At 67.7% G+C, this 25,620-nt stretch carries 29 protein-coding genes and 1 tRNA gene; 18 read left to right on the top strand and 12 right to left on the bottom strand.

Annotation, left to right across the window (positions count from 1 at the left end; translation table 11 throughout):
* The first annotated feature begins 36 nt into the window (after positions 1-36).
* The 5 genes from MRAB57_RS03920 (at position 37) to MRAB57_RS03900 (ending at position 5,245) form a co-directional block, all read left to right on the top strand.
* Positions 37-954, top strand: coding sequence for an o-succinylbenzoate synthase (locus tag MRAB57_RS03920; protein WP_245836056.1), 918 nt, complete (start codon positions 37-39; stop codon positions 952-954).
* Positions 951-1,739 (top strand): alpha/beta fold hydrolase, encoded by a 789-nt coding sequence (locus MRAB57_RS03915; protein ID WP_077086392.1) that lies wholly within the window; start codon positions 951-953, stop codon positions 1,737-1,739. The genes MRAB57_RS03920 and MRAB57_RS03915 overlap by 4 nt, the downstream gene beginning before the upstream one ends.
* A 97-nt stretch (positions 1,740-1,836) precedes the next feature.
* Positions 1,837-3,495: a 2-succinyl-5-enolpyruvyl-6-hydroxy-3-cyclohexene-1-carboxylic-acid synthase gene (gene menD / locus MRAB57_RS03910; RefSeq protein WP_077086391.1), complete on the top strand. Its 1,659-nt coding sequence runs from the start codon at positions 1,837-1,839 to the stop codon at positions 3,493-3,495.
* Entirely contained in the window at positions 3,492-4,016 is a 525-nt protein-coding gene (locus MRAB57_RS03905; protein WP_077086390.1) for a DUF3592 domain-containing protein, read from the top strand. Before menD ends, MRAB57_RS03905 begins: the two co-directional genes overlap by 4 nt.
* A 77-nt stretch (positions 4,017-4,093) precedes the next feature.
* Positions 4,094-5,245 (top strand): glycosyltransferase family 4 protein, encoded by a 1,152-nt coding sequence (locus MRAB57_RS03900; RefSeq protein ID WP_077086389.1) that lies wholly within the window; start codon positions 4,094-4,096, stop codon positions 5,243-5,245.
* Positions 5,246-5,255: 10 nt separating this feature from the next.
* Here MRAB57_RS03900 and MRAB57_RS03895 read toward each other — a convergent pair whose 3' ends face one another.
* Complete coding sequence (locus MRAB57_RS03895) at positions 5,256-6,080, bottom strand: SDR family oxidoreductase (protein ID WP_077086388.1); 825 nt, start codon at positions 6,078-6,080, stop codon at positions 5,256-5,258.
* A 64-nt stretch (positions 6,081-6,144) separates the two neighbouring features.
* On the opposite strand from MRAB57_RS03895, the gene MRAB57_RS03890 reads away from it, so the two are divergent.
* On the top strand, positions 6,145-6,837 hold the full coding sequence (locus MRAB57_RS03890; RefSeq protein ID WP_077086387.1) for a demethylmenaquinone methyltransferase: 693 nt from the start codon (positions 6,145-6,147) through the stop codon (positions 6,835-6,837).
* A 7-nt stretch (positions 6,838-6,844) separates the two neighbouring features.
* Here MRAB57_RS03890 and MRAB57_RS03885 read toward each other — a convergent pair whose 3' ends face one another.
* The 3 genes from MRAB57_RS03885 to menJ form a co-directional block, all read right to left on the bottom strand.
* Positions 6,845-7,231: a DUF732 domain-containing protein gene (locus MRAB57_RS03885; protein ID WP_077086386.1), complete on the bottom strand. Its 387-nt coding sequence runs from the start codon at positions 7,229-7,231 to the stop codon at positions 6,845-6,847.
* A 44-nt stretch (positions 7,232-7,275) separates the two neighbouring features.
* Positions 7,276-7,950, bottom strand: coding sequence for a class I SAM-dependent methyltransferase (locus MRAB57_RS03880; RefSeq protein WP_077086385.1), 675 nt, complete (start codon positions 7,948-7,950; stop codon positions 7,276-7,278).
* Between the two features lie 84 nt (positions 7,951-8,034).
* The gene (gene menJ / locus MRAB57_RS03875; RefSeq protein ID WP_425436665.1) at positions 8,035-9,255 is read right to left on the bottom strand and encodes a menaquinone reductase; all 1,221 of its coding nucleotides are present in this window, start codon (positions 9,253-9,255) and stop codon (positions 8,035-8,037) included.
* A 21-nt stretch (positions 9,256-9,276) separates the two neighbouring features.
* On the opposite strand from menJ, the gene grcC1 reads away from it, so the two are divergent.
* The 3 genes from grcC1 to msrB all read left to right on the top strand — a co-directional run bounded on the left by grcC1 (position 9,277) and on the right by msrB (position 11,797).
* A complete protein-coding gene (gene grcC1, locus MRAB57_RS03870) occupies positions 9,277-10,284 on the top strand; it encodes a nonaprenyl/(2E,6E)-farnesyl/geranylgeranyl diphosphat synthase (protein ID WP_077086383.1) in 1,008 nt (335 codons plus the stop codon).
* Positions 10,285-10,376: 92 nt separating this feature from the next.
* Positions 10,377-11,237, top strand: a complete 861-nt coding sequence (gene htpX, locus MRAB57_RS03865) for a zinc metalloprotease HtpX (protein WP_077086382.1) — start codon at positions 10,377-10,379, stop codon at positions 11,235-11,237.
* Between the two features lie 32 nt (positions 11,238-11,269).
* Positions 11,270-11,797 carry a peptide-methionine (R)-S-oxide reductase MsrB gene (msrB, locus tag MRAB57_RS03860; RefSeq protein WP_077086381.1) on the top strand — a complete coding sequence of 176 codons (528 nt, stop codon included), beginning with the start codon at positions 11,270-11,272 and terminating at the stop codon, positions 11,795-11,797.
* 14 nt (positions 11,798-11,811) lie between these two features.
* On the opposite strand, the gene MRAB57_RS03855 is transcribed toward msrB, so the two are convergent.
* Positions 11,812-13,356 carry a SulP family inorganic anion transporter gene (locus MRAB57_RS03855; RefSeq protein WP_077086380.1) on the bottom strand — a complete coding sequence of 515 codons (1,545 nt, stop codon included), beginning with the start codon at positions 13,354-13,356 and terminating at the stop codon, positions 11,812-11,814.
* Between the two features lie 248 nt (positions 13,357-13,604).
* Positions 13,605-14,630, bottom strand: coding sequence for an NAD(P)H-dependent glycerol-3-phosphate dehydrogenase (locus MRAB57_RS03850; protein WP_077086379.1), 1,026 nt, complete (start codon positions 14,628-14,630; stop codon positions 13,605-13,607).
* Positions 14,631-15,101: 471 nt separating this feature from the next.
* Between MRAB57_RS03850 and MRAB57_RS03845 the strand changes: the two genes are divergently transcribed.
* From MRAB57_RS03845 to MRAB57_RS29575, 3 genes are read left to right on the top strand one after another with little or no spacing between them, the layout of a single operon-like run.
* Positions 15,102-15,404, top strand: coding sequence for a PE family protein (locus MRAB57_RS03845; protein ID WP_077086378.1), 303 nt, complete (start codon positions 15,102-15,104; stop codon positions 15,402-15,404).
* 13 nt (positions 15,405-15,417) lie between these two features.
* A complete protein-coding gene (locus MRAB57_RS29365; RefSeq protein ID WP_083743293.1) occupies positions 15,418-16,479 on the top strand; it encodes a PPE family protein in 1,062 nt (353 codons plus the stop codon).
* The gene (locus tag MRAB57_RS29575; protein ID WP_157900554.1) at positions 16,431-16,649 is read left to right on the top strand and encodes a PE/PPE C-terminal domain-containing protein; all 219 of its coding nucleotides are present in this window, start codon (positions 16,431-16,433) and stop codon (positions 16,647-16,649) included. Before MRAB57_RS29365 ends, MRAB57_RS29575 begins: the two co-directional genes overlap by 49 nt.
* Here the strand turns inward: MRAB57_RS29575 and MRAB57_RS03830 are convergent.
* The 5 genes from MRAB57_RS03830 to MRAB57_RS03815 are packed head-to-tail and all read right to left on the bottom strand — an operon-like array spanning position 16,646 to position 20,363.
* Entirely contained in the window at positions 16,646-18,157 is a 1,512-nt protein-coding gene (locus MRAB57_RS03830) for a flavin-containing monooxygenase (protein ID WP_077086377.1), read from the bottom strand. The genes MRAB57_RS29575 and MRAB57_RS03830 overlap by 4 nt on opposite strands.
* A gap of 32 nt (positions 18,158-18,189) precedes the next feature.
* Positions 18,190-18,699: a DinB family protein gene (locus MRAB57_RS03825; RefSeq protein ID WP_077086376.1), complete on the bottom strand. Its 510-nt coding sequence runs from the start codon at positions 18,697-18,699 to the stop codon at positions 18,190-18,192.
* Positions 18,699-19,310 carry an RES family NAD+ phosphorylase gene (locus tag MRAB57_RS03820; RefSeq protein ID WP_157900553.1) on the bottom strand — a complete coding sequence of 204 codons (612 nt, stop codon included), beginning with the start codon at positions 19,308-19,310 and terminating at the stop codon, positions 18,699-18,701. Before MRAB57_RS03820 ends, MRAB57_RS03825 begins: the two co-directional genes overlap by 1 nt.
* On the bottom strand, positions 19,307-19,816 hold the full coding sequence (locus MRAB57_RS28460; RefSeq protein WP_077086374.1) for a hypothetical protein: 510 nt from the start codon (positions 19,814-19,816) through the stop codon (positions 19,307-19,309). The genes MRAB57_RS03820 and MRAB57_RS28460 overlap by 4 nt, the downstream gene beginning before the upstream one ends.
* A 55-nt stretch (positions 19,817-19,871) precedes the next feature.
* On the bottom strand, positions 19,872-20,363 hold the full coding sequence (locus MRAB57_RS03815) for a YajQ family cyclic di-GMP-binding protein (RefSeq protein WP_077086373.1): 492 nt from the start codon (positions 20,361-20,363) through the stop codon (positions 19,872-19,874).
* A gap of 69 nt (positions 20,364-20,432) precedes the next feature.
* Between MRAB57_RS03815 and MRAB57_RS03810 the strand changes: the two genes are divergently transcribed.
* The 5 genes from MRAB57_RS03810 (at position 20,433) to MRAB57_RS03795 (ending at position 23,734) form a co-directional block, all read left to right on the top strand.
* Positions 20,433-20,518, top strand: a tRNA-Tyr gene (locus MRAB57_RS03810).
* 472 nt (positions 20,519-20,990) lie between these two features.
* Positions 20,991-21,146: a hypothetical protein gene (locus tag MRAB57_RS28455; protein ID WP_157900552.1), complete on the top strand. Its 156-nt coding sequence runs from the start codon at positions 20,991-20,993 to the stop codon at positions 21,144-21,146.
* Between the two features lie 73 nt (positions 21,147-21,219).
* Entirely contained in the window at positions 21,220-21,360 is a 141-nt protein-coding gene (locus tag MRAB57_RS29570; protein ID WP_425436803.1) for a DUF2563 family protein, read from the top strand.
* Positions 21,342-23,180: a putative alpha/beta hydrolase gene (locus MRAB57_RS03800; protein ID WP_077086372.1), complete on the top strand. Its 1,839-nt coding sequence runs from the start codon at positions 21,342-21,344 to the stop codon at positions 23,178-23,180. The genes MRAB57_RS29570 and MRAB57_RS03800 overlap by 19 nt, the downstream gene beginning before the upstream one ends.
* Positions 23,181-23,320: 140 nt before the next feature.
* The gene (locus MRAB57_RS03795) at positions 23,321-23,734 is read left to right on the top strand and encodes a hypothetical protein (protein ID WP_077086371.1); all 414 of its coding nucleotides are present in this window, start codon (positions 23,321-23,323) and stop codon (positions 23,732-23,734) included.
* A 61-nt stretch (positions 23,735-23,795) separates the two neighbouring features.
* Here the strand turns inward: MRAB57_RS03795 and MRAB57_RS03790 are convergent, their stop codons facing one another.
* Entirely contained in the window at positions 23,796-24,416 is a 621-nt protein-coding gene (locus tag MRAB57_RS03790) for an alpha-ketoglutarate-dependent dioxygenase AlkB (RefSeq protein ID WP_083743290.1), read from the bottom strand.
* Between the two features lie 97 nt (positions 24,417-24,513).
* On the opposite strand from MRAB57_RS03790, the gene MRAB57_RS03785 reads away from it, so the two are divergent.
* Positions 24,514-25,551 carry an alpha/beta fold hydrolase gene (locus MRAB57_RS03785; RefSeq protein WP_077086369.1) on the top strand — a complete coding sequence of 346 codons (1,038 nt, stop codon included), beginning with the start codon at positions 24,514-24,516 and terminating at the stop codon, positions 25,549-25,551.
* Positions 25,552-25,620: the final 69 nt, after the last annotated feature.

The following is a 25,620-nucleotide window of genomic DNA, read 5'->3' as shown; positions in this document are numbered from 1 at the left end:
GAGCTGCTGGACCGACTGCATGTGGTGGCCCTGCCGATGCGGGTGCGCTTCCGCGGCATCACGACGCGCGAAGTCGCCCTGATCGAGGGCCCGGCGGGCTGGGGCGAATTCGGGGCGTTCCTCGAATACGAGCCGCCGGAGGCCGCGCACTGGCTCGCCGCCGGCATCGAGGGCGCCTACCGGCAGCCGCCGCCGGCGCGCCGCGAGCGCATCCCGATCAACGCCACCGTGCCCGCCGTGGCCGCCGCCCAGGTCCCCGAGGTGCTGGCGCGCTTTCCGGGCGCCCGCACGGCGAAGGTCAAGGTCGCCGAGCCGGGGCAGACGCTGGCCGACGACGTCGAGCGGGTCAGCGCGGTGCGCGAACTGGTCGAAACCGTGCGGGTCGACGCCAACGGCGGCTGGACGGTCGAGCAGGCGGCGCGGGCCGCGGCCGCGCTGACCGCCGACGGGCCGCTGGAATACCTCGAACAGCCCTGCGCAACCGTCGACGAGCTCGCCGCGCTGCGCCGAAGGGTCGACGTGCCGATCGCCGCCGACGAAAGCATCCGCAAGGCCGACGACCCGCTGGCCGTGGTCCGCGCCGGGGCAGCCGACATCGCGGTGCTCAAAGTCGCTCCGCTGGGCGGCATTTCGGCGATGCTCGGCATCGCCGCGCAGATCGACATCCCCGTCGTGGTGTCCAGCGCGCTGGACACGGCGGTCGGGATCGCCGCCGGGCTGAGCGCGGCGGCGGCGCTGCCGCGGCTGGACCACGCCTGCGGGCTGGGCACCGGCGGGCTGTTCGTGGACGACGTCGCCGAGTTCGCCGCGCCCCTCGACGGCGGCCTGGCGGTCGGGCCGGTGACGCCGGATCCGGCGCGCTTGCAGGCGCTGGCGGCCCCGCCGGAGCGGCGGCAGTGGTGGATCGACCGGGTCAAGGCCTGCTACCCGCTGCTTGTACCGTCGTCCGGGTGACCAATCTGGCTTACGACGACCGCGGGTCCGGTGACCCCGTGGTGTTCATCGCCGGCCAAGGCGGGCCGGGCCGCACCTGGCTGCCGCATCAGGTTCCGGCCTTCCTGCAGGCGGGATACCGCGTCATCACGTTCGACAATCGCGGCATCGGCGCCACCGGAAGCGCCGAGGGCTTCACCACGCAAACCATGGTCGCCGACACCGCCGCCCTGATCGAATCCCTAAACGCCGCGCCGGCGCGCATCGTCGGGGTGTCGATGGGCGCGTTCATCGCCCAGGAGCTGATGGTGGCCCGGCCCGACCTGGTCACCGCCGCCGTGCTGATGGCCACCCGCGGCCGCCTGGACAAGGCCCGCCAGTCCTTTCACGACGCCGAGGACGAGCTCTACGGCTCCGGTATCAGTCTGCCGCCCGCCTATGAGGCGAAAGTCCGCATCCTGGAAAGCTTTTCGCGCAAGACGATCAACGACGACGCGGCGATCGCGGACTGGTTCACCATGTTCAGCACGTGGCCGGTGCAGCGCACCGCGGGGTTGCGCACTCAACTCGGTGTCTCGCCGAAGGACAACCGCCTGCCCGCCTACCGCAGCATCGCCGCGCCGGTGCTCGTGATGGGGTTCTCCGACGACGTGGTGACGCCGCCACACCTCGGGCGTGAGGTCGCCTCCGCCCTGCCCAACGGGCGCTACCTGCAGATCCCTGACGCCGGGCACCTCGGGTTCCTGGAGCGGCCGGAGGCGGTCAACAACGCGGCGCTGCAGTTCTTCGCCAGCGCCAAGTCCTAACTTCGCCCAACGTCGACTTTTTGGGCGAAAGCGTGGCGATTCAGCCCAATAACTCCACGTTCGATGGCCACAAACCCCGCTGTGACACCCTGTAGACATGAACCCGTCGACGACGCAGGCCCGCATTGTCGTTGACGAGCTGATTCGCGGCGGCGTCCGGGACGTCGTGCTGTGTCCCGGCTCGCGGAACGCGCCGCTGGCCTTCGCGTTGCAGGATGCCGACCGCGAGGGGCGGGTCCGGTTGCACGTGCGCATCGACGAGCGCACCGCGGGATATCTGGCCATCGGCCTGGCCATTGCCGCGGGCGCGCCGGTCTGCATCGCGATGACGTCCGGCACCGCCGTGGCCAATCTCGGGCCGGCCGTCGTCGAGGCCAACTACGCGCGGGTGCCGTTGATTGTGTTGTCCGCCAACCGGCCCTACGAACTGCTCGGCACCGGCGCCAACCAGACCATGGAACAGCTCGGCTACTTCGGCACCCAGGTCCGGGCCACCATCAGCCTGGGCCTGGCCGAGGACTCACCCGAGCGGCTGGATGCGCTCAACGCCACCTGGCGATCGGCCACCTGCCGAGTGTTGGCCGCCGCCATGGGTTCTCGCTCCGCCAACGCCGGCCCGGTGCACTTCGACATCCCGCTGCGCGAGCCCCTGGTGCCGGACCCCGAACCGCACGGCGTGGCGATCCCGCCGGGACGCCCCGACGGCAAGCCGTGGACGTACACGCCACCGGTCACGTTCGACCAGCCGCTGGACATCGACGTGTCCGTCGACACCGTCGTCATCGCGGGGCATGGCGCGGGCGTGCATCCCAACCTGACCCAGCTGCCGACCGTGGCCGAACCGACCGCGCCCTACCCGCCATCGGGGGGTAACCCGCTGCACCCGCTGGCGCTGCCGTTGCTGCGCCCGAAGCAGGTGATAATGCTCGGCCGCCCGACCCTGCACCGCCCGGTGTCCGCGCTGCTGGCCGACCCGCAGGTGCCGGTGTACGCGCTCACCACCGGGCCGCGCTGGCCGGACGTGTCGGGCAACTCGCAGGCCACCGGCACCCGCGTGATCACCTCCGGCACGCCCGATCCGGCGTGGCTGCGGCGGTGCGCGGAGCTGAATGGCCACGCGCTCGCCGCGGTCCGCGACCAGCTGGCGGCCCACCCGCTGACCACCGGCCTGCACGTCGCGGCCGCCGTGGCCGACGCGCTGCGGATCGGCGACCAGCTGGTGCTCGGCGCGTCCAACCCGGTTCGCGACGCCGCGCTGGTCGGCCTGTCCACCGACGGCATCAAGGTCCGGTCCAATCGGGGCGTCGCCGGCATCGACGGCACCGTGTCGACCGCGATCGGGGCGGCGCTGGCCCACGAGCGCACCGGCACTTCGGGCAGTCCGGCGCGCACCATCGCGCTGATCGGTGACCTGACCTTCGTCCACGACAGCTCGGGGCTGCTGATCGGCCCCACCGAGCCCACGCCGAAGCACCTGACCATCGTGGTGTCCAACGACAACGGCGGCGGCATCTTCGAATTGCTGGAGCAGGGAGACCCGAGGTTTTCCGACGTGTCGTCGCGAGTCTTCGGCACCCCGCACGACGTGGATGTGGGCGCGCTGTGTCGCGCCTACCACGTGGAGAGCCGACAGATCGAGGTCGGCGAGCTGGACGCCGCGCTCAACGAATCCACTACGGGCATGCGGGTATTGGAGGTCAAGGCAGACCGCTCCTCGCTGCGGCAATTGCACGCCTCCATCAGAGCCGCCCTGTGAGATCGCCAAAGGCATTGCTGCGCCTCTTGATCCACGGCCGCAGCGATGAACCGCTGGACACCCGGCCCCGGGCAGTGTTGCGGTGGGTGCGAATCATGGTGCTGATCGTCACGGGGTTGATCACGCTGCAGTCCGTTTTGCTCGTCGCGGGTGCCTGGCGCGACGACCTTGCGATTCAACGGAATAAGGGTGTGGCGCAGGCCGAGGTGCTCAGCGCCGGGCCGCGCCGCTCCACTATTGAATTCGTCACACCCGAGCGGGTGACCTACCGCCCCGAGCTCGGTGTGTTATATCCGTCCGAATTATCCACGGGCATGCGGATATACGTCGAATACAACAAGAACAACCCGAACCTGGTCCGGGTGCAGCACCGGACCGCGGGGCTGGCGATCATCCCGGCGGGGTCCATCGCGGTGGTTGCGTGGCTGGTCGCGGTGATTACGCTGGTAGGACTGGCGCTGCTGGACAAACGACTGGACCGGCGCGCCGAGGTCAAGAATGTGGCCACCGAAAGTTCATAGCTTGTTGACCAGGAGATTTCGCGCCCTGTATGCCCGTCGGCAACCTTAGCGACAGCCAACGCTGCCACCGTAGTGGTGTGCGCGTTGCGATCGTCGCAGAATCATTCCTCCCGCATGTCAATGGTGTCAGTAACTCGGTGCTACGAGTGCTCGAGCATCTACGCCGAAACGGTCACGAGGCTCTCGTCATCGCTCCTGACAACCCGCCGGGCGAGCCCCGCGCGGACCGCATGCACGACGGGGTCCCGGTGCATCGGGTGCCGTCGCGCATGTTCCCCAAGGTGACCACGCTGCCGCTCGGGGTGCCCATGCCCCGAATGCTGAAGGTAATGCGCAAGTTCGATCCGGACGTGGTGCACCTCGCGTCGCCGGCGCTGCTGGGCTACGGCGGGCTGCACGCCGCCCGCTACCTCGGGGTACCGACCGTTGCGGTGTATCAAACCGACGTGCCCGGTTTCGCCGAAAGCTACGGCATCGGGGTGATGACGCGGGTGGCGTGGGCGTGGTTCCGAAACCTGCACCGCCTCGCCGACCGCACCCTGGCGCCCTCCACCGCAACGGTGGAATCACTTGCCGCTCATGGCTTTCCGCGGGTGCACAAGTGGGCGCGCGGCGTCGACATGCTCGGCTTTGCGCCGTCGGCGCGCGACGAGGCTCTGCGCCGGCGCTGGTCGCCCGACCACAAGCCGATCGTCGGATTCGTCGGCCGCCTCGCGCCGGAGAAGCATGTCGAACGGCTCGCCACGCTGGCGGCCGGCGGTGCGGTGCAGGTCGTCATCGTCGGCGACGGCGTCGACCGGGAGAAGCTCCAATCCGCAATGCCCTCAGCTATTTTCACCGGCGCGCTTTATCGTGAGGAGCTCGCCGCGGCCTACGCCAGCATGGACGTTTTCGTGCACGCCGGAGAACACGAGACGTTCTGCCAGGTGGTGCAGGAAGCGCTGGCCTCGGGGCTGCCCGTCGTCGCTCCGGACGCCGGCGGCCCACGCGATTTGGTAACACCTTGGCGCACCGGGCTGCTATTGCCCGTCAACGAGTTCGAGTCGCGGCTGCCTGGCGCCGTCGCGCACTTGCTCGAAGAGCGCCAACGCTATTCGCAGGCAGCGCGGCGCAGTGTGCTGGAGCGCAGCTGGCCGGCCATCTGCGACGAGTTGCTTGGCCACTACTGGGCCGTGCAGTCGCCCTACGCGCGAGTCAAGGCGCGCACCTCGCTGCGGCGCTACGCGTAGCGCCGCCGGGTCAGCCCTGCGCCAGCTCGGCGACGGACTGCCACTGCTCCCAGTTGCGTAGCCGGCTCTCGTAGTCGGCCTTGGCCGTCGCTAGCGGCGAGGCGCCGAAAAATACGCGCAGCGGCGGGTTTTCGGCATCCACAACCTTGAGCAGGGCGGCCGCCGAAGCCTCGGGATTGCCGGGGCTGGCCCATCGCTTGCTGCGCTCGGCTTGCACCGCGGCGCGCACCTCGTCGTAGTCGGGCAGCGGGTCGGAGTGTCTGGCCGAGGGCCCCGACCAGTCGGTGTCGAAGCCGCCCGGCTCGATCAGCGTGACGTACACGCCGAAGGGCGCGACCTCTAAAGCCAGCGCCTGCGAGAAGCCTTCCAGCGCCCACTTCGACGCGTGGTAGATGCCGACTAACGGGAACGCGGTGATGCCGCCGATCGACGACACCTGAATGATGTGCCCGCTGCGCTGCGCGCGCAGGTACGGCAGCGCGGCCTGGGTGATCCACAGCGCGCCGAACACATTGGTCTCCAGCTGATCGCGGGCATCCCGCTCGGAGAGTTCCTCGACGAACCCGAAGTGCCCGTAGCCGGCGTTGTTGACGACGATGTCCAGCCGGCCGAAGTGGTCGTGGGCGTGCTTGACCGCGGCGAAGTCCGCCTCGCGATCGGTCACGTCCAATTGGATCGGCAGCAGGGCGTCGCCGTATTTCTGGGCCAGGTCGTCCAGCGAGGCGGTGTTGCGCGCCGTCGCGGCCACCTTGTCGCCGCGCTCCAGCGCCGCGACCGCCCAGGACCGTCCGAATCCACGCGATGTACCGGTGATAAACCAAACTTTTTCGCTCACGGGCAAGTGCAACGCATCCGCCGGCGCCGAATTCCCGCGTGGGGCTCAAGGTAGCGTTCAGGTTGTGAGTCGTGCGGCGCTGGACAAGGATCCCCGTGATGTTGCGTCGATGTTCGACGGCGTCGCTCGCCGCTACGACCTGACCAACACCGTGCTGTCGCTGGGCCAGGATCGTCATTGGCGCCGCGCCACCCGTTCGGCGCTGCGAATCAAGCCGGGGCACAAGGTGCTCGACCTGGCCGCGGGCACGGCGGTGTCCACCGTGGAGCTGGGCAAGTCCGGTGCATGGTGTGTGGCGGCGGACTTTTCGGTCGGGATGCTCGCGGCCGGTGGTGCGCGCAAGGTGCCGAAGGTGGCCGGGGACGCGACCAAGCTGCCGTTCGGTGACGGCGTCTTCGACGCGGTCACCATCAGCTTCGGGCTGCGCAACGTCGTCGACACCCTGGCCGGGTTGCGCGAAATGGTCCGCGTCACCCGGCCCGGCGGGCGGTTGGTGGTGTGCGAATTCTCCACGCCCACCAACGGTCTGTTCGCCACGGTCTACAAGGAGTACCTGATGCAGGCGCTGCCCCGGGTGGCGACCGCGGTGTCGAGCAACCCCGAGGCTTACGTGTATCTCGCGGAATCCATCCGGGCCTGGCCGGACCAGGCGACGCTGGCGAACCAGATCGCCCAGGCAGGCTGGACCGGAGTGCAGTGGCGCAATCTGACCGGCGGCATCGTGGCGTTACACGCCGCGCATAAGCCGCTGCGGTAATTCGCGCTTAGTGGTTACCCGCCGCCTGCACTACGCCGACCTGGTCGGGGCAGTAGTGGTCGACGGCCGCGCCGAGGAACTGCAGTGACTGGCCCTCGGTGGTACCCCGCGGCAGGTTGCGCTGGATGAAGGTGGCCGACTGGCGTGCGTCGTGGTCCACGCCCCGGCCCAACCGGTCGCAGGTGATCTTGCCGAGCCAAGCGAGCTGGTCCTGCGGCTGGTAGATGCCGAAGCTGTTGACGGTGTTCTTGAACGGCGCGTCGTAGTCACTGGGCGGCGACGGCGTCCTGGGCGTCGGGATCGGCGGATTCGCTGGGTCGGCCAGTGCCGGCGCGGCCAGCCCAATTGCGGCCGCGGCCATGACAGCACTGGTAAGCAGCTTGGTACCCCTCATTAGCCGGACTATACACCTCGACAATGACTCGGTCTCGCGGATGATCAGTCCCGGTGCGCGATCAGCAGCCAGGCGCTGACGGACTTCAGACCATTGTCTTCGTCGCGCACTCCGGCGAACGGCATCTCCGGTGCGTTGTCAGGCAGCTTGGCGTAAATGCGGGCCGGCCGGACCTCGTCGACGACCCAATATTCGGACACCGCGTCGCGCAGCTCGTCGGCGGTGACGGCATTGATCGGGCCGCCCGGTACGCCGGCCTTGTCGAAGACGAGGGCGAAGTAGGAGGCGCCGGGAGCGGCGGCCCGGCTGATCGAGCGCTGGTAGCCCTCGCGCGCCTCGACGGGGATGGAGTGGAAGAGCGTGCTGTCCACGATGGTGCCGAACCGGCCGTCATATCCGGTGAAATCGCTGATGTCGCCGACCTCGAAGCTGGCCCTGTTCAGGCCCCACTTCGCGGCCTCACGGCGGGCCAGCTCGATCGCGGTCGGCGACAGGTCGAGGCCCACCGTGGTGTGGCCGAGCTCGGCCAGCGTCAGCGAGATGGCGCCTTCGCCGCAGCCCACGTCGAGCACGTCGCCGTGGAACTTGCCCTGATCGATCAGCGCCGAGAGCTCGGGCTGTGTGGTGCCGATGCTCCATGGCGGACGCGACCCCTCGCCGAACTCGGCGGAGTCGCCGCGGTAGGCCGATTCGAACTGGAAATCAGTTTCTTGACTCATAGCTCCAGATATAGCAATGAGCCTGATATATGTCAACAAGGTTGATATATCGGACAGTCTTGCAGGAAAGTGGGTAAAGTTGGCTCAGTTAAAGGGTTTTCGGCGATCGACGAGCCGGGACAGCCGACCGCCGCCGCGCCATGCCCGCGCCACCCAGTCGGCGTCGTCGTCGGTGACCAGGTTGGCCATCACCCGCACGGCGATCGTCATCAACGTCGTGGACCGCATCGCGACGGGCCCGGTGGTCGGCAGGAAGCGCTGGAACGTCAGCAGCAACGCCAGTCGCCGGGCGACCGAGAACCCCCGCCCGTAATGCCCTTCCAGCAGCGACGGCCACACCGTCGACAGGTCGCGCGCGTCCAGCAGCTCGGCGGCCAGCCGGCCGGTCTCCAGCCCGTAGTCGATGCCCTCGCCGTTCAGCGGGTTCACGCAGGCCGCCGCGTCGCCGATCAGCACCCAGTTCGGGCCGGCCACCCCGGACACCGCGCCGCCCATCGGCAGCAGCGCCGACGACACCGCCCGGGGCTTCCCGGCGAAGCCCCACTCGTCGCGGCGCAGGTCGGCGTAGTAGTTGATCAGCGGCCGCAGGGCCAGGTCGGCGGGCCGCTTCGACGTGGACAGCGCGCCGACGCCGATGTTCACCTCGCCGTTGCCCAGCGGGAAAATCCAGCCGTAGCCGGGCAGCACGGCGCCGTCGGGCGAGCGCAGCTCCAGGTGTGAGGTCAGCCACGGGTCGTCGCTGCGCGGCGTCGCCAGGTACCCGCGGGCGGCGACGCCGTACACCGTCTCCTGATGCCAGCGCCGGCCCAGCTTGCGGCCTAGCGGGGAACGGGCGCCGTCGGCGACGATCAGCTGGCGGCAGCCGACCTCGGTGCCGTCGGCCAGCGTCAGCGAGACCACTCTCCTGGATGAGTCATGTTGGATGGCAACGGCTTTGCTGCCGAGCAGCATGCGGGCTCCGGCTTCCTCGGCGACCTTGCGGATCCGGTCGTCGAGCTCGAGGCGGGCCACCGCGCTGCCGGTGGACGGGAAGGACGGGCCGGGCCAATCCACCTCGATCTGGCCGCCGAAGCCGCTCATCCGCAGCCCGCGATGCCGGATGCGAGTGTCCAGCCAGTCGCCCAGTCCCAGGCGTTCCAGTTCGGCCACCGCGCGCGGCGTCAGCCCGTCGCCGCACGGTTTGTCGCGCGGGAAACTGGCCGAGTCGATGACGAGGACGTCGTTGCCCGCGCGAGCCGCCCAGGCGGCCGCCGCCGAACCGGCAGGTCCGGCGCCCACGACCACCACGTCCGCCTTAGTGTTCACCCTCACCAGTATGTTGGTCGGGTGAGGACTCCGGCGACGGTGGTGGCGGGCTTCGATTTCGGCGACGCCGCGTTTGCCGCAACGGTGCGAGACGGCGTCGAGAAGATCGAGCAGCTCATGGATTTAGAGCTGGGCAGCGCCGACGCGATCATGACCGACTCCCTGACCCATTTGTTCAAGGCGGGCGGTAAGCGGTTCCGGCCGTTGTTCGCCGTCCTCTCCGCGCAGATCGGGCCGAACCCCGGCGCCGACGAGGTGACGATCGCCGGCGCGGTCATCGAATTGGTGCACCTGGCCACGCTGTACCACGACGACGTGATGGACGAGGCCGCCGTGCGTCGCGGCGCGGAGACCGCCAACGTCCGCTGGGGTAACAACGTCGCGATCCTCGCCGGCGACTACCTGTTCGCGACGGCGTCCCGGTTGGTGTCGCGGCTGGGCCCGGACGCGGTGCGGCTCATCGCCGAGACCTTCGCGCAGTTGGTGACGGGGCAGATGCGCGAGACCCGTGGCGCGGCCGCGGGCGTCGACTCGATCGAGCACTACCTGAGGGTGGTGTACGAGAAGACGGCCTGCCTGATCTCCGCGGCCGGCGAATTCGGCGCGATGTTCTCCGGTGCCGACCTCGAGACGGTTGCCCGGTTGAGCCGGCTGGGCGGCATCGTGGGCACCGCGTTCCAGATCTCCGACGACATCATCGACATCGACAGCGACTCGCATGAGTCCGGCAAGCTGCCCGGCACCGACATCCGCGAAGGCGTGCACACGCTGCCGATGGTCTACGCGCTGCGCGAGCCGGGCGCGGAAGGGGACCGGCTGCGCGAGCTGCTGGCCGGGCCGGTCGAGGACGACGACGCGGTGACCGAGGCCCTGACGCTGCTGCGCGCGTCGGCGGGCATGGGCCAGGCCAAGGACTTCCTGGCGCAATACGCCGCCAAAGCCCGCGCTGAGCTGGAACTATTGCCCGACGTGCCGGGCCGGTACGCGCTGGAAACCCTGGTCGACTACACCGTCAGCAGGCACGGATAGCGAGTTGCGGAACCCGGAGGGTCATCCGGGGCGTTCAATTGACAGTAGTCAGAAATGAACGAGTTCTCTGAGTCCTTGCAAGGAGGACACCGATGACCTGGCATCCGCATGCCAACAAGCTGAAGACGTTCCTGCTGTTGGCCGGGATGTCCGCGATGATCGTGTTCGTGGGCTCGCTGTTCGGCAGGACGGCGATGTTCTTGGCGTTGATGTTCGCCGTCGGCATGAACGTCTACACGTACTACAACAGCGACAAGCTGGCGCTGCGGGCGATGCACGCCCAGCCGGTCTCCGAACTGCAGGCGCCGATGATCTATCGGATCGTGCGCGAGCTCGCCACCTCCGCGCACCAGCCGATGCCCCGGTTGTACATCAGCGACACCAACGCCCCCAATGCGTTCGCCACCGGCCGCAACCCGCGCAACGCCGCGGTCTGCTGCACCACCGGCATCCTGGACCTCCTCAACGAGCGTGAGCTGCGCGCCGTGCTGGGCCACGAGCTGTCGCACGTCTATAACCGCGACATCCTGATCTCGTGCGTGGCGGGCGCGCTGGCGGGCGTGATCACCGCGCTGGCCAACATGGCGATGTGGGCCGGTATGTTCGGCGGCAACCGCGACGGCGAGAATCCCTTTGCGCTGCTGCTGGTTTCGCTGCTCGGCCCGATCGCGGCCACGGTCGTCAAGCTGGCCGTATCGCGGTCGCGGGAGTACCAGGCCGACGAGTCGGGCGCGATGCTGACCGGCGACCCGTTGGCGTTGGCGTCGGCGCTGCGCAAGATTTCCGGCGGTGTGCAGGCGGCGCCGTTGCCGCCGGAGCCGCAGCTGGCTAGCCAGGCACACCTGATGATCGCCAACCCGTTCCGTGCGGGCGAGCGCATCGGGGCGCTGTTTTCCACCCACCCGCCGATCGAGGATCGCATCCGCCGGCTCGAGGAGATGGCGCGAGGCTGACGCGGAGCCGCGAACGGCCTACGCTGGCAAGCATGATCTCCGCGACATCACCGGGGCCCGCTGTCAACAGGCGGCGCATGCTGATCGGCACGGCGTCCATCGCCGTGCTCGCCGGGTGCGGAGTCTGGGGCGTGGCCCTGGCGGCCGGTGCGCCGAGCGCTCCGACCGATGCGTTCGCCGTCACCCATAGCGACGCGGAGTGGCGACAGCTTCTGACCCCACAGCAGTACGCCGTGCTGCGTACGGGCTCTACCGAGGCGCCCTACAGCAGCCCGCTCAACGGCCAGCACAACGTGGGGATCTTCGGATGCGCGGGCTGCGCCCAGGACCTCTTCTCGTCCACCACCAAGTTCGACAGTGGCACCGGCTGGCCGAGCTTCTGGAAGGCCCTGCCCAACGCTGTCCTCGAGCGGCAGGACAGTACCCTTGGCATGTCACGTACCGAGGTGCTCTGCAGCCGCTGCGGCGGGCACCTCGGCCACGTCTTCGACGACGGTCCGCAACCAACCGGCTTGCGGTACTGCATGAACGGCGTCGCGCTGCAGTTCCGATCCGTGTAGATCCGGGAGCCCCGCTAGGCGGCGGCCTCGGGTCGCTCGTCTTCGACTAGGTCGTGCTCGGCCCGCCGCACGAAATGGCCCGTCTCGATCACACCCTGGATCCGCGCCGTGCCACCGGTGGCCTCGTACTGCCGCTGCCAGTCGGTGATCGCCTGGTGCGCGGCGTGATCCAGATAGCTGACCGAGATGACGACGGTCACCTGCTGGCCGGCCGGGATCGACGACAGGACGCGCGTCAGCCGCGGCAGCGCCAGGAAGGTGCACGCGGCACCCTCGACCGTCACCCGCCATCCCTCATCCGTCGATGTTGCGTCGACCTTCGCGCGGATCACCCGCCAGCCGGTCAGCACGATGGCCAGGGCGAGCCCGATCAGCACGCCGTGCAGCAGGTTGAGGAAGACGACGCAGACGGCGGTGACGACGTAGACGGCGAGATCGCCGTGCTTCAGTGCGGTTTCGATGTGGGCGGGCTTGAGCAGCTGAACCCCGATGACGATGAGCAGACCGGCCAGCGCCGCGGTCGGGATGTAGTCGACCAGCCCGGCGAACGGGATGCTGAACAGCAGGATCCACAGGCCGTGCATGATCGCCGAGGCGCGGGATTTCGCACCCGCATTGACATTCGTTGAGCTGCGCACGATTACGCCGGTGACTGGCAGGCCGCCGATGCCCCCCGAGACGATGTTGGCGGCGCCCTGCCCGATCAGCTCGCGGTTGAAGTCGGTGCGCGGCCCGTTGTGCATCCGGTCGACGGACACCGCCGACAACAGGCTCTCGACGCTGGCGATGAGCGCGACCGTGATGACGCCGATCGCGATCGCGCCCCAGTTGCCGTCGGGAAGGTGCGGCAGCTGCAGCGCATCCAGCGGCGACCCGTCGAGGTCGATGCGGCGCACCTTGAACGGAAGCACGACCGAAATGACCGTCACCGCAACGATTGCGACCAGCGGCCCCGGAACAGCGCGCAGCTTGGCAGGCACCCATCGCCAGACAATCAGAATCACGATGACCAAAACTCCGAGCAGGACACCGGGCCGGTGCGCGCCGATGATTTGGCCCGGCAGGCCGATAAGGTTGTGCCAGGCAGTGCTTTTCGACTTGCCGCCCAGCAGGACGTGCGCCTGCTGCAGCGCGATGGTGATGCCGATGCCGGCCAGCATTGCGTGCACGACGACGGGTGAGATCGCCAACGCGGCCCGCGCCACCCGGCTCAGCCCCAACACAACCTGGAGCACGCCCGCGGCCACAGTGATGAAACACGTTACAGCCCAGCCGAAGTCGGATACCAGGCCGGCAACCACCACGGTCAGCCCGGCCGCCGGGCCACTGACCTGCAGGGGTGATCCGCCGAGGAATCCGACGATGATCCCGCCGACGATCGCGGCGATCAGCCCGGCGAGCACCGGCGCATTCGAGGCGATCGCGATGCCCAGCGACAGGGGCAGCGCCACCAGGAAAACCACCAGCGACGACGGCAAATCATGCCGGATGATCGAACTCAGCCGGGCACTTCGCGGCCGCGTGCCGCTCGATTGGAGATGTTGTTCGGTGTGTTGCATCTGTCGCTTCCCTCGTTAGGTCTTGGGGGGACGTTCCGCTACCCGCCGTCCCTTAATTGCGACAAGTCAACATCGCCGTAAACCTGTTCGCGCACAGGCAGTTTCACCAGGGCGGCCCACGGTGAGTGACCGGGAACGCCTGGCTACCTGGTTTGACGGTATGGGCGCGGCCGAGCGCGGGTCAAGCTAGCCCGCCGGGGACATATAGAACGCAAAGATTCTTGTAACCCGTTGGTTGCCTAATCGACTCAGAAACCGGAGCCGTGCACCTCGTGACCTGGGACTTCGGCGATCAGGCCGTAATAGGCCTGCTCCACCGAGGAGCCGTGGTTGATCACACCGTCGACTTCCCGGGCGATCGGCATGCTCAGACCGCATTCGTCGGCGAATTCCATGATCACGCTGGCCGCCTTGACTCCCTCGGCGACCTGGTTCATCGACTCGATGATCTCGTCGATCGGCTTGCCCGCGCCGAGCTGTTCGCCGACGTGCCGGTTGCGGCTGCGCTGGCTGGTACAGGTGACGATGAGGTCGCCCAGGCCGGCCAGACCCGGGAAGGTGTCCGGGTTCCCGCCCAGTGCCACCCCCAGCTTCGTCATCTCGCGCAACGCGCGGGCCATCACCATCGCCCGGGTGTTCTCGCCGATGCCGATCGAGTAGCTCATGCCGACCGCAATGGCGTAGACGTTCTTCAGCGCGCCCGCCATCTCCACGCCGATCACGTCGTCGGTGGTGTACACGCGGAACCGCCGGGTGCGGAACAGCCCCGACAGCCGGGTCGCCAGGTGCTGGTCGGGCATCGCCAGCACCGCCGCGGCCGCGTAGCCCTCGCCGACCTCGCGGGCGATGTTCGGCCCGGCCAGGATGCCGGCCGGATGGCCGGGCAGCACCTCCTCGATGATCTGCGACATCCGCATGTTGGTGCCCTGTTCGAGTCCCTTGACCAACGACACCACCGGGACCCACGGCCGCAGTTCCTTGCCCAGCTCGGTGAGCACGCCGCGAAAGCCGTGCGAGGGCACGCCCATGACGAGGACGTCGGCGCAGTTGGCCGCCTCGGCGAAGTCGGTGGTGGCGCGCAGCGTCTCGCTGAGGATCACGTCGTTGCCGAGGTAGCGCGCATTGCGGTGATGGGAGTTGATGTCGTTGGCGGTCTCTTCGGAGCGCACCCATTGCAGCGTCGGGCCGCGGCGCGCGCAGATGGATGCCACGGTGGTTCCCCAGGAACCGCCACCAAGGACAACGACTTTGGGTTCGCGCTTCTCGGCTGCCATGAGGATCAGCGTATTGCCGAAACCTCACATTTAGTAGCAGTTCACGAGCCGGCGGCGCGTGGAGTCCGGCGCATGCCGAATTCATAAACGGCCCTCGCGAGTTTGTGCGTTGAATGGGCGGAACGTCGATCGGCACCGCAGCAGGCCCCGGAATTCATAGCCGATTCACCGAATTCCGGCGAATCCGGCGAACGCGAGCAGCGGCCCGCCGCGGGCACAGGCGAAAATCAAAGTTAGGCGCTGTCGGCGTCCGGGAGGTGGCAATTCATATATGAAAAGTGCTCTGCCACAGACTATCTGGGGGGCGCGGGGTAAAAATCAGTCTGAATATTGTCGAAAGGACAAGTTCAGAGTCGATTTGGCCGAATCTCCACCGTTGAATGTGAACGTTCGTCGTCAATAGCGTTTCGCCGCAATCGGACACATGACGCGTTCGATCCCATCGCCCGATTCGCCGAAGAGGTAAGCCGTATGTCATTCGTAACCGTGTCGTCCGAGCAGCTGTCGGCCGCGGCCGACAACCTGCAGTCCATCACCGCCGCGCTCAGCGCCGGCAACGCCGCCGCGGCGGGCCCGACCACCGCGGTCGTTCCGGCCGCCGCCGACGAGGTGTCCGCGTTCACTGCGGCGCGCTTCGCCGTTCATGCGCAGCGATATCAGGAGCTGAGCGCCAGGGCCGTCGCCATCCACGAATCTCTGGCCGCGACCTTGGCGGCCGGGGCGGGTTCCTACGCGACCACCGAGGCCGCGAACGCCGCCGCGTCGGCGCTGTAGAGCGGAGAGCGACATGGACTACGCGACATTGCCGCCGGAGATCAACTCCGGGCGCCTGTACGTCGGCCCGGGCGTGGGTCCGCTGTTGGCCGCCGCGTCGGCCTGGGACGAGCTGGCCGCCCAGCTGCGCGTCAGCGCGGCGTCGTACCGGTCGGTGATTTCGGCGCTGACGAGCGGTCCCTGGCTGGGGCCGTCGTCGCTGGCGCTGTCGGCCGCAGCCGGTGCGTGTGTGGCGTGGCTGCAGGGCAGCGCCGAGAGCGCCGAACTGACCTTCGGGCAGGCGACGGCGGCCGCGGCCGCCTACGAGGCGGCGTTCGCGCTGACGGTGCCCCCGCCGGTGGTCGCGGCCAACCGGGCCCTGCTGGCGGGGCTGATCGCGACGAATGTGTTGGGGCAGAACAGCGCCGCCATCGCGACCGTGGAGGCCGAGTACTTCGAGATGTGGGCCCAGGACGCCGCGGCGATGTACGGCTACCTGGGTTCGTCGCAGACGGCGACCCAGCTGACCGATTTCGAGGAGCCGGTCGACCCGACCAACCCGGCCGGGCAGGGCGAGCAGGCTGCCGCGGTCGCGAAAGCCGTTGGTAATTCCGGGCAGACCGGCGCGCAGGACCTGGCGGCCAGTGCGGAGGCCCAGGCTACCGCGAACAAAGCGGCCGGGCCCACCCTTGGCAACCTCAAGCCGATCGACGAGTGGATATCGGAGAACACGCCGTTCGACGACCTCGCCTCGATGTACTCGAAATACCTTGTCCCGTACGTCTCTTCGGGTCAGGTCGGCGTCCAGACGGCACAGTCCTTCGGGCAGATCAGCAATGGCATCACGGCCATGAGCACGTTCGGGAAGGCTTTGGCGCCCGCCGTCGCATCGGCGGGTCAGGCGGCGGGGGCGGGGACCGGCGCGCTCGGTGCGGCCGGTGCGGCCGCCGACCCGGCGGTCCCGGGACCGGCGCGCTCGGTGCGGCCGGTGCGGGCCTGGGCGGGACCGCCGGGTCGGCGGCCGCGGGGTTGGGACGCGCGATTCCGGTGGGCGGACTGTCGGTTCCGCCCGGCTGGTCTCCAGTCACGGCCGTGACCAACCCCGGGGTGGCGACCCTCGTCAGTGCGACCCCGGCCGCGGCGGACGGCGTGCATGCGCTGCCGATCGCCCCGTTCGGACCCATGGGCGGACAAAGCAATTGGCGCAGCGTCCCGGCCTACGGATTCAAGCCAACGGTAATGGCGAAGCCGCCGGCGGCCGGCTAGCCGGCCAGGCGGGCCCGGTCGCCGACGCGGCCGAACACCATCGACTCTTCGATGCGGTCGAAGCGGTAGTCGAGCGCGTCGGCGAGGAAGTTCTGGCGCACGTTCCACGGCCGCTTGGTACCCGACTTGGGCAGTTGATGCGCCGAGCGCTTGACGTAGCCCGCGGCGATGTCCCAGGACGGCTTCTCGGTCATCTGCTCGTCGCCGAGGTGCGGACTGGCGTGCGTGTAGCCGTGAGCGGCCATGTGCTCCAACAGTTTTGCGGTGGCCCGCGCCGTGATGTCGGCCCGCAGCGTCCACGAGGCGTTGGTGTATCCGACGCACCAGAACAGGTTGGGCACGTCCTCGAGCATGTGCGCCTTGTAGACGAAGCGGTCCCGGTGCTCGATCGGCACGCCGTCCATGCTGATCTTCGCCCCGCCGAGGGCCTGCAGCTGTAACCCGGTGGCCGTCACGATGATGTCGGCGTCGAGATGGTCACCGGAGTTCAGGACGATGCCCGTCGCGTCGAAGTGGTCGATGGTGTCGGTGACCACCGCGGCGCGCCCCCCGGCGATCGCCTCGTACAGGTCGGCGTCGGGGATCAGGCACATCCGTTGGTCCCACGGGTTGTACCGCGGCTTGAAGTGGACGTCGACTTCGTAGCCGTCGGGCAGGCTGTTGACGGCCTTGCGGCGCAGCAGCCGCTTGATCAGGCCGGGCATCTTCTGCGAGATGAAGAAGAACACGGCCTCCGTCAACGCGTTGTACGTCCGGATGGTGAGGTGAGAAGCGTTGCGGGGCAACAGGGCTCGCGCGAAAGCGGGGACCCGGCTGTATTTCGGCGCCGAGATCAGGTATGTCGGCGAGCGCTGCAGCATGGTCACCTTCGCCGCCTTGTCCGACATCGACGGCAGCAGGGTGACCGCGGTGGCGCCGCTGCCGATCACCACGACCTGCTTGTCGGTGTAGTCCAGGTCCTCGGGCCAGTGCTGGGGATGTATGACGGTGCCGCCGAACTGCTCGATGCCCGGGAATTCCGGGGTGTAGCCCTCGTCGTAGTTGTAGTAGCCGGTGCCGAAAAACACGAACCTGGCGCGGTAATGCTTGATGGCGCCGCCTTGTTCGACGGTGATGGTCCACAGGTCGGTCGACGAATCCCAGTCCACGGTGCGGACGTAGCTGTTGAACCGGATGTGGCTGTCGATGCCGTATTTGCGCGCGGTGTTCGCCAGGTACTCGCGGATGTGGACGCCGTCGGCGACGCCTTCCTTGCGGGTCCACGGCTCGAACGGAAAGGACAGCGTGAAGATGCTGCTGTCGGAGCGCACCCCCGGGTACCGGAACAGGTCCCACGTGCCACCGATCTGCGCGCGCCGCTCGAGGACCACGTAGCGCAGGTTCGGATTGCGCTCGGTGAGTCGGTATGCCGCCCCGATGCCGGAGATGCCGGCGCCGATGATGACGACATCGAGCTGATCTGCCTCGGACGGGGTCCGGCCGGCGGCTTCCTGGGGAGTCACGGTCATCGTGAACCTCGCTTGAATTGTGGGACTCGTCACTAGCGTAGGACTTGGTTCCTCATGTCGAGGAGGTGGTGTTGCGCCTCATGCAGCGTATGCACCGCGACCCAGCGCAGGGGCCGTTCGGCGGTTTCGGGGTAGTGATAGACCAGCGTGCGGTCCCAGTCGGCGGCGGACAACCGGCCCAGGACGTGGCCGAACATCAGGGCGGCGTCGGCGAGCTGGCGGGCCACGTCGGCCGGTCGCTGGTCGGCGTACCCGTCGTGCTCGGCCCGCTCGTCGCGTCCCATCGAGGCGGAGTCCGGCCGGTCCGCGCGCAGCGCCGCGAGCACGCGCTCGCGCTGGACCAGCAGCACGTCGCGCAGGTGACAGCCGTACTCGAGCGCGGACCACGTCGCGGGCCGCCGCCTGGCCCGCACGTCGAGCTCGCCGTCGCGCAACAGGGCGGCGGCCGCACCGACCCGCTCGTCGATGGCCCCGGCCGCCGTTGCCGCCTGGCCGAGGTCGTAGACGAAACCGCACTGTGCGCATTCATCTTTCGTGGGCATCACGACTCCATCAGTACGTCGACGTGCAGCGGTGCGCAGCGGTCGATCAGCCAGAGTTGGTCGGCGGGGCTGGCGAAGATGCGCGCGTGGGAGGGGTCCTGGGTGAAGGCGTCCGCACACCGGTCGCCGAAGAAGACGTATGCCTTGGTGTCGTTGCATTGCCGCGACATCCATACCAGTCCGTCCAGCCCGGCGTCGTGGGCCGCGGCCGCCCATCCCACGGTGCTGGCGTAGCCGGACGCCGGGCCCGCGGTGAGCTCGGCGGCGGTCGCCTTGAGGCGGCGCAGGCCGGTGCCGTGCAGCACGCCGACGCGCAGCTGCCGTGTCACCTCGAGCCGGATCAGCACCTTGGTCGCGTATTGGTCGTAGGGGAGCACGCCGCCGGTGGCCGGGATGTCGTGCAGCAGCGTCTCGGCGATGGCGGCGTCCTCGCTCTCCGCGGCATACATCACCGGCACGACGGGTTTGCCGAAGAAGCCGAAGCGGGTGCGGCCGCCGTGCCCGGGGTTGAAGTCGGTGGCGGTGCGGGCGGCCGACAGGACGCGGTAGAGCAGGTGTCCCGCCGGCAGCGTGGCGGTGGCCGGGTCGAAGGGGTTTGGCGGCCGGCTCACCACGAGACGGACATGGCCTCCGTTGCCACCGCGACGACGCGGTCCGGATCCTTGGCGAGGTGATCGACGGGCCGGTCGCCGTCCAGGTAGGTGGTCGGCCCGCACAGCCACTGCACCAAGCCCGGTTCCGACCAGCCGTTGTCGTCGGCGACCTCGAGCAGCCGTCCGATGACGGGCAGCGGTTTCCCGTCCGGCCCGAACTGGAAGCCGGGGTAGGCCAGGTAGTTGCCCTGGCGGACGGCGGCCAGCGTCTTGTTGCGCCGCGCGGTGGTCGCCAGGTTGCGCGGGGCGCTGGACCGCGACCCCATCCGCTTGCCCGCCTCGGTGCTGGTCAGCATGCCGAACTCGGCCTCGATGCGGGCATACAGGTTCAGCTCGGCCTGCACGGCTCGCGCGACGGCGGGCTCGGTGTACACCGTGACCGACGACAGGGCGGCGCCTACCGCGTGCGCGCTGTCGCGCAGCCGCTGGTTGGCGGCGTCCAGCTCGGCGACCGTGGGTGTCATGCCAGCCCCTCTACGTGCGGTTCATGCAACTCCAGGCTACCGCACGAACTGCACGCTAGCGGTAGTTGACGAACTGCAGCGCCACTTCCAGGTCGGCGCCGCGCAGCAGGGCCTGCACGGCCTGTAGGTCGTCACGCTTCTTGCTGCTGACCCGGATCTCGTCGCCCTGGATCTGGGCCTTGACGCCCTTGGGCCCGTCGTCGCGGATGATTTTGGTGATCTTTTTGGCGTTCTCGCTGTCGATGCCCTGCTTGAGGGTGCCGGTGACCTTGAACGTCTTGCCGGACGGCTGCGGCTCGCCGGCGTCAAAGGCCTTCATCGAGATGTCGCGGCGGATCAGTTTCTCCTTGAAGACGTCGATCGCGGCCTTGATGCGCTCCTCGGTGGACGAGGTCAGCTCGACGGATTCCTCGCCCTTCCACGCGATCGTGGTGTCGGTGCCGCGGAAGTCGAAGCGGGTGGACAGCTCCTTGGCCGCCTGGTTGAGCGCGTTGTCGACCTCTTGCCGGTCGAACTTGCTGACGATGTCGAACGATGAGTCCGCCATGCGATGGCCCTTCCTGGTTGGTGCTAGCCGTTTGTGATCTGTCTACCGGTTCGTTGTAACCTGCTAGGCGGCAGGTTGCCCGAGTGGCCAATGGGAGCGGACTGTAAATCCGTCGGCTTACGCCTACACTGGTTCGAATCCAGTACCTGCCACCACAGTTCAGCGGCTATTTCGGGCCGCTGCAGCAGGTTTGAACGTCCCTGCCGGCGTCGAGTCATCAGGGAACAAGTGGCCGTACTTGTCCAGGGTGAGCACCGCCGACTTATGCACCACCGTGACGTGATGGCCAGCGAGGCACCAGTGTGCCGCAGATCGTGAAGGCGAAGCCCGTCGATACCACCGCCGCCGCCTTCGTAAAGGTAGTGATGGCGGGGGGGTAGTTGCGTCGCAAAGTATTCGGACGGCGTGAAATTCCAGCCGCTCTTTTCTTCCTGTACTGATTCGCGGCGTTGAACAATTGTTGTACGGACTCCGCACCTTGTGCGTCGCATCTTCTAAGTATTTGGTCCACGCTGGCTCCGACGACAACGAAAAGGCCGACAGGCCCGAGAACTGGAAAGCCAAGGCCGGTGCGGGCAGTTCTAGGATAAAAGACCTGTTCATCGATTGATTCGGCGGCGCAGGCATGTGCTGCAGCGTGCATTTACGGCGCAATTAATTTTGGGCAAACTGGGCATCGATTTGGCTCTCATTTTAACGCGTCGTACTGCACTGAAGACGCCGGTGAATGTCGCCTACGCTTTCGACTCGGCCACGCAGAACGCCGAGTTCAACGTGAATTGACGCCCATGTCCGCGGCGGTAGGCTAACGGTCGGCACGGGAGGGCGGCGATGTTTGTTGATCCTGGATTGCTTTGTGCACGGGGCAACCAGCTGTCCCGCCACGCCAATCGTCGCCCTTGGCAGCAAGGCCCATCGGGCCGCTTCGGAGTTCACCGACATGGATGAGCGCAACGCCGCGAGACTGCGGACCGTGCGGTGCAACTCAAGTACATAAGCGTCCCGGCGCTGATCGGTGAAGCCGGTGGTGACCCATGGGCCGTAAACCAGAGCCTGCAGGCTGGCCGACCGGCACAGATTTCTGGTCTGGCGGAGGCATTCCATGCTGCGGGCCGGTGTACTACCGAATCGAACAACGCCTTCGAGCAAGCCCGTCAGCGCTTTGAGGCGTCATGGAATCGGCAAGATAGCGGTGAACATCCGGTCAACGACTCCGCGGAAGTGCAAGAGGTGACGAAGTCCCTTGGGGCGCAGTCGCTGCAGCTGCCCAAGATCGGGGTCGATCTGGAAAATATCGCCGCTGCCCTGGCCGAAGCGCAGCGCACCGGCGCCACGGTGATCTCGACCCTGGAAGGCCAACTGCAGCAGCTCGACAACGAGATTGGTCAGGCGGTCGAGTTGGAGAAACAAGGCCATCTCACGGCTGCCGATCAATCCGCGCTCAATGCTCTCATCGATGCCCTGGAACAGGACGCGGTCGACGACACCAAATCGGCGCTGGGTCAGCTTGAGTCGCTGCGTGACGGCTACTCGGATTTCCTGCAGAAGTCTCTGGCCACGCTGCGTGGCGACGGATACGACCCCAAGGCAATCAAGTCGATGGACGCCGAGGGCAAGCCCGAGCAGATCCAAATCCCCCCGCCCGCCACCAAACCCCAAGATGTGAAGAGGTGGTGGGATTCCCTTAGCCAACAGCAACGGGATCAGTTGCTCGCCCAGCACCCGCCCGAGCTGGGAAACCTCAACGGCATCGACACAATCTCACGCGACAAGGTCAACCAGGCCGTCATGAACGATGACATCAACCGCGTCGAAAGTGCTGCCGCCCGCGGCCACGTCCCCGTTGATCAGGTCACCCAACACCCCGAGCTATACGGCCTCACGCCCTCGGCCATCACCCGCTACAACAACGCTGAGCAGACAAAGAACGGCCTCAGCACCGATTCTGACGGCGGGAAGAACCCCGTCTTTCTGCAAACCTATGACCCGGAAGCCTTCGACGGCCGAGGCCGGGAAGCCATCGCGATCAACAATCCCGACAAGGCCAACAACACGACCGTGGTCGTGCCGGGGACAGGAAGCAGCGTCCGCGATGGCTACCTGACCAACCGTGCCGGGCTGAATGTCTTCAACGAAGCCCAGCGCGCCGACCCGGGCAAGACGAACTCGGTATTGGTCTGGATGGGATATCACGCTCCCGACAGCCCGTTCGACCCCCAGATCGGGCAACCAACGCTCGCCAGGAACGGCAGCGGTTTGCTAGCCGCAGACGTCAACGCCCTTGGCGTGACGCACGACCCAGGCTCGTCTCACGTGACGGTGATCGGGCATTCCTACGGCTCGACGACAGTGGCCGACGCTGCAGCCGGATCCGGAATGCACGCCAACGATGTGGTGCTCGTCGGGTGCCCGGGAACAGACCTTGCCCACAGCGCCGCTGACTTCCACCTGGCCGAAGGCGGACACGTGTACGTCGGCGCCGCCTCGACAGACCCGGTCACCCATTTCGGCGGCATTCAGGGCCACGTACCTTTCACCGGAGTCACTATCGGACTGGGTGACGACCCTGCCATCGAGGGCTACGGTTCGACCCGCTTCAAAGCGGAAGCGCCGGGTCTGACCTTCCCGCTAAAGGATCACAGCAGCTACTTCACGCCGGGCAACGAATCGCTGTTCAGCATCGGCGACATCGCCTCCGGTCACGGTGATGCGCTCGCCCACGACAACATGACCGCAGCACACCGCGGCGCCTATTGGCTCCCTGATCAATTCGATCCCGAGAGTCTTCGCCGCCCAACAAGGGAGCACTACCATTGAACCGATCGAGGAATATGTTCAGACGCATCGCTACCGTCATCCGGCGCCGAGCGGTTGTCTGCGTCCTGGCAGGCGCGGTCGCTATCGCACTTCAATCTTGCAGCACGGTAAAGAATTTGAGCGAAGGGGTGCATGACCCGATGACTCCCGACCAGTCCAAAGCGCAAGTCATCAGCGCCGCACGCGATGTCGTGACCACGCTGGCCCTCAAAGGCGCATCCGCCAACTTCTCCCGAGACTCCTGCAACGACCAGGGAGAGGCGCCTTTCCGCGGCAGAGTCGTCATCGCCTACGACCACGCGCCGACCCTCGAAGCTTCCCAAGCCGAGGTTCAACAAATGATCGCGATGCTCAAGCAACACGGCTGGGGAGCTCCCGGCGATTTCCGCACCCACGCCCCCGCCGTCAGTAAACAAGGTGTCACGGCAGTTTTCGACGTCTATTCACCGGTCCAGAACTCCGGAGGATCAATCAGCCTGTATGGAGAGTGCCGCGACGTGACGACCAAACAGAACACGGTTCCCGAGCAAGTACCCGCCGACCAATTGTCTTGATTTCGAAAGACTTTCACTGGCCTGGCCCACACTGATTGTCTCGTCACCGTGCTTCCGGCAACTAGGACTGGGTGACGCTGGAGAAGTTCAGGCTCATCCGCGGCCCCAACGGAGTTTTCTGCTTGGGCACGCAATGCTGCCAGTCGCGCTGACAGCGACCCCGCATGACGATCAGGTCGCCGCCCGCCGGAGTGAACACGGTGCTCGGGCCGCCCCCGCTCGGGCGAACGAGGAAGCGCCGTGGGGCGCCGAGGCTCAGCACGGGCACGATCGCCGTCGGTGCCTGGTGCGCCGGCCGGTCGGCGAGCCAGCCGGTGCCGTCCCGGTGATCTCGATACCAGTTCATCCAGATCCGGTCGTAGGGCACCTCGAATTGCTCACCGAGCGTGGCGGCCAGCTCCGCAAGCAGGGCCGGTGCAACGGCCAGGTCCACGTATTCGCCGGTCAGCCTGGGCTCGTCGACCATGCTGTCGAACATCCAGCGCCGGCGCTGTTCCCACACATCCAGGGTGGCCAGCTCGTCCAGCAGCCGCCAATGGCCGGTGAGCAGGCCGGGCACATGAGTGATCCACGAATGCTCGTCGAGCTGGTGCTCCGTAGCGGCCCCGAAGGCCGCGAGATCGATTGCCGGAGCTTGGTTTTCGTCGTCGTCGAATAGTGTCGGCTGATGAAGATGAGTCACCGATACCTCCTCAGCCCTGCGCACACGCAACCTAATCAACCTCGACGGTCGGCAAAATAATCCGGCACAGCTCTTCAGGTCGCCGTAGGCTCAGGCGATGCTGGACAAGTCCGCGATCCAGTTCCTTCCCCTCGGCGCGCGGCGCATCGCGTACGAGGTGCGCGGGGACGGTCCACCGCTGGTGGCTCCAGCGTGGTGGGTGAGCCACCTCGAACTCGACTGGCAGGACGCGGGCTTCCGGCGCTTCTGGCAAGGCGTCGCGCAGGGCCACACGCTGATCCGCTACGACCGCCTCGGCGTCGGCATGTCCGACCGCACGGTGCGCGAAGCGGATCTCACCCTCGACGGCGAAGTCGCGACGCTGCGCGCGCTGCTGGACGAACTCGGCCTGCGGCGCGTGACGCTGTTCGGCGGCTCGTCGGGCAGCTGCACCGCAATCGCTTTTGCCGCAATGCATCCCGAGCGCGTCGACCGCCTGGTGCTGTACGGGTCGTACGCCGACGGCGCGGCGATCACCGCCCCTGAGGTTGCCGAGGCGATCCTCGCGGCGGTCCGCGCGCACTGGGGCCTCGGTGCGCGCATGCTCAGCAACATGTTTCTCGGCGGCGCCGACGCCGCGTCGCTGGATCGCTTCGCGCGGTTTCAGCGCGAGGCGGCGACGGCCGAGACCGCCGCGGACCTGCTGGCCCTGGTGTATCGCCTCGACGTGCGCGAGTATCTGGCCCGCGTCGAGGTCCCGACGCTGGTCGTGCATCGTCGCGACGACCGCGCCATCCCGTACCGGCTCGGGCGCGAGGTCGCCGCCGGAATCCCGGGTGCGACGTTCGTCCCGTTGCCCGGCAGCGCGCACTTCCCCTGGCACGACGACGTCGACTCCGTCGCCCGCGCCTGCTGCCAAACGCCCGCGGCGCCGCAGCCGCACGATGCGGGCGACGAGCCGCCGGTGCTGCTGTCCGACCGCGAGCGCGAGATCCTCGCCTGCGTTGCGCGCGGCCTGTCCGATCGCGAGATCGCCGAGCAGCTGGTGCTGAGCCCGCACACCGTGCACCGCCACGTCGCGAACATTCGCACCAAGCTGGGCCGCACCACGCGGACGGCCGCCGTCGCCGAGGCCGCGCGGCTGGGCCTGCTGTGAGATAGCCCGATCCGGCCATTTGTCGAAGATGGCCGCGCCGGGGGATGCGCGCGGCGCGCGGCCGCCCGT

The sequence above is a fragment of the Mycobacterium rhizamassiliense genome, from assembly GCF_900157375.1.
Classification (GTDB): Bacteria; Actinomycetota; Actinomycetes; order Mycobacteriales; family Mycobacteriaceae; genus Mycobacterium; species Mycobacterium rhizamassiliense.
The sequence above is the reverse complement of the archived record's forward strand: the minus strand, read 5'-3'. Positions and strand labels throughout refer to the sequence as shown.

Excerpts from the sequence above, each read along its gene's own strand:
- MRAB57_RS03855 (WP_077086380.1), bottom strand. The coding sequence starts at position 13,356 with ATGCAACACACCGAACAACATCTCCAATCGAGCGGCACGCGGCCGCGA.
- MRAB57_RS03845 (WP_077086378.1), top strand. The coding sequence starts at position 15,102 with ATGTCATTCGTAACCGTGTCGTCCGAGCAGCTGTCGGCCGCGGCCGAC.
- MRAB57_RS03795 (WP_077086371.1), top strand. The coding sequence starts at position 23,321 with ATGACTCCCGACCAGTCCAAAGCGCAAGTCATCAGCGCCGCACGCGAT.
- MRAB57_RS03815 (WP_077086373.1), bottom strand. The coding sequence starts at position 20,363 with ATGGCGGACTCATCGTTCGACATCGTCAGCAAGTTCGACCGGCAAGAG.
- MRAB57_RS03920 (WP_245836056.1), top strand. The coding sequence starts at position 37 with ATGCGGGTGCGCTTCCGCGGCATCACGACGCGCGAAGTCGCCCTGATC.
- MRAB57_RS03880 (WP_077086385.1), bottom strand. The coding sequence starts at position 7,950 with ATGAGTCAAGAAACTGATTTCCAGTTCGAATCGGCCTACCGCGGCGAC.
- MRAB57_RS03850 (WP_077086379.1), bottom strand. The coding sequence starts at position 14,630 with ATGGCAGCCGAGAAGCGCGAACCCAAAGTCGTTGTCCTTGGTGGCGGT.
- MRAB57_RS28460 (WP_077086374.1), bottom strand. The coding sequence starts at position 19,816 with ATGACACCCACGGTCGCCGAGCTGGACGCCGCCAACCAGCGGCTGCGC.
- MRAB57_RS03825 (WP_077086376.1), bottom strand. The coding sequence starts at position 18,699 with ATGCCCACGAAAGATGAATGCGCACAGTGCGGTTTCGTCTACGACCTC.
- MRAB57_RS03830 (WP_077086377.1), bottom strand. The coding sequence starts at position 18,157 with ATGACCGTGACTCCCCAGGAAGCCGCCGGCCGGACCCCGTCCGAGGCA.
- msrB (WP_077086381.1), top strand. The coding sequence starts at position 11,270 with ATGATCTCCGCGACATCACCGGGGCCCGCTGTCAACAGGCGGCGCATG.
- MRAB57_RS29365 (WP_083743293.1), top strand. The coding sequence starts at position 15,418 with ATGGACTACGCGACATTGCCGCCGGAGATCAACTCCGGGCGCCTGTAC.
- MRAB57_RS03785 (WP_077086369.1), top strand. The coding sequence starts at position 24,514 with ATGCTGGACAAGTCCGCGATCCAGTTCCTTCCCCTCGGCGCGCGGCGC.
- htpX (WP_077086382.1), top strand. The coding sequence starts at position 10,377 with ATGACCTGGCATCCGCATGCCAACAAGCTGAAGACGTTCCTGCTGTTG.
- MRAB57_RS03885 (WP_077086386.1), bottom strand. The coding sequence starts at position 7,231 with ATGAGGGGTACCAAGCTGCTTACCAGTGCTGTCATGGCCGCGGCCGCA.
- menD (WP_077086391.1), top strand. The coding sequence starts at position 1,837 with ATGAACCCGTCGACGACGCAGGCCCGCATTGTCGTTGACGAGCTGATT.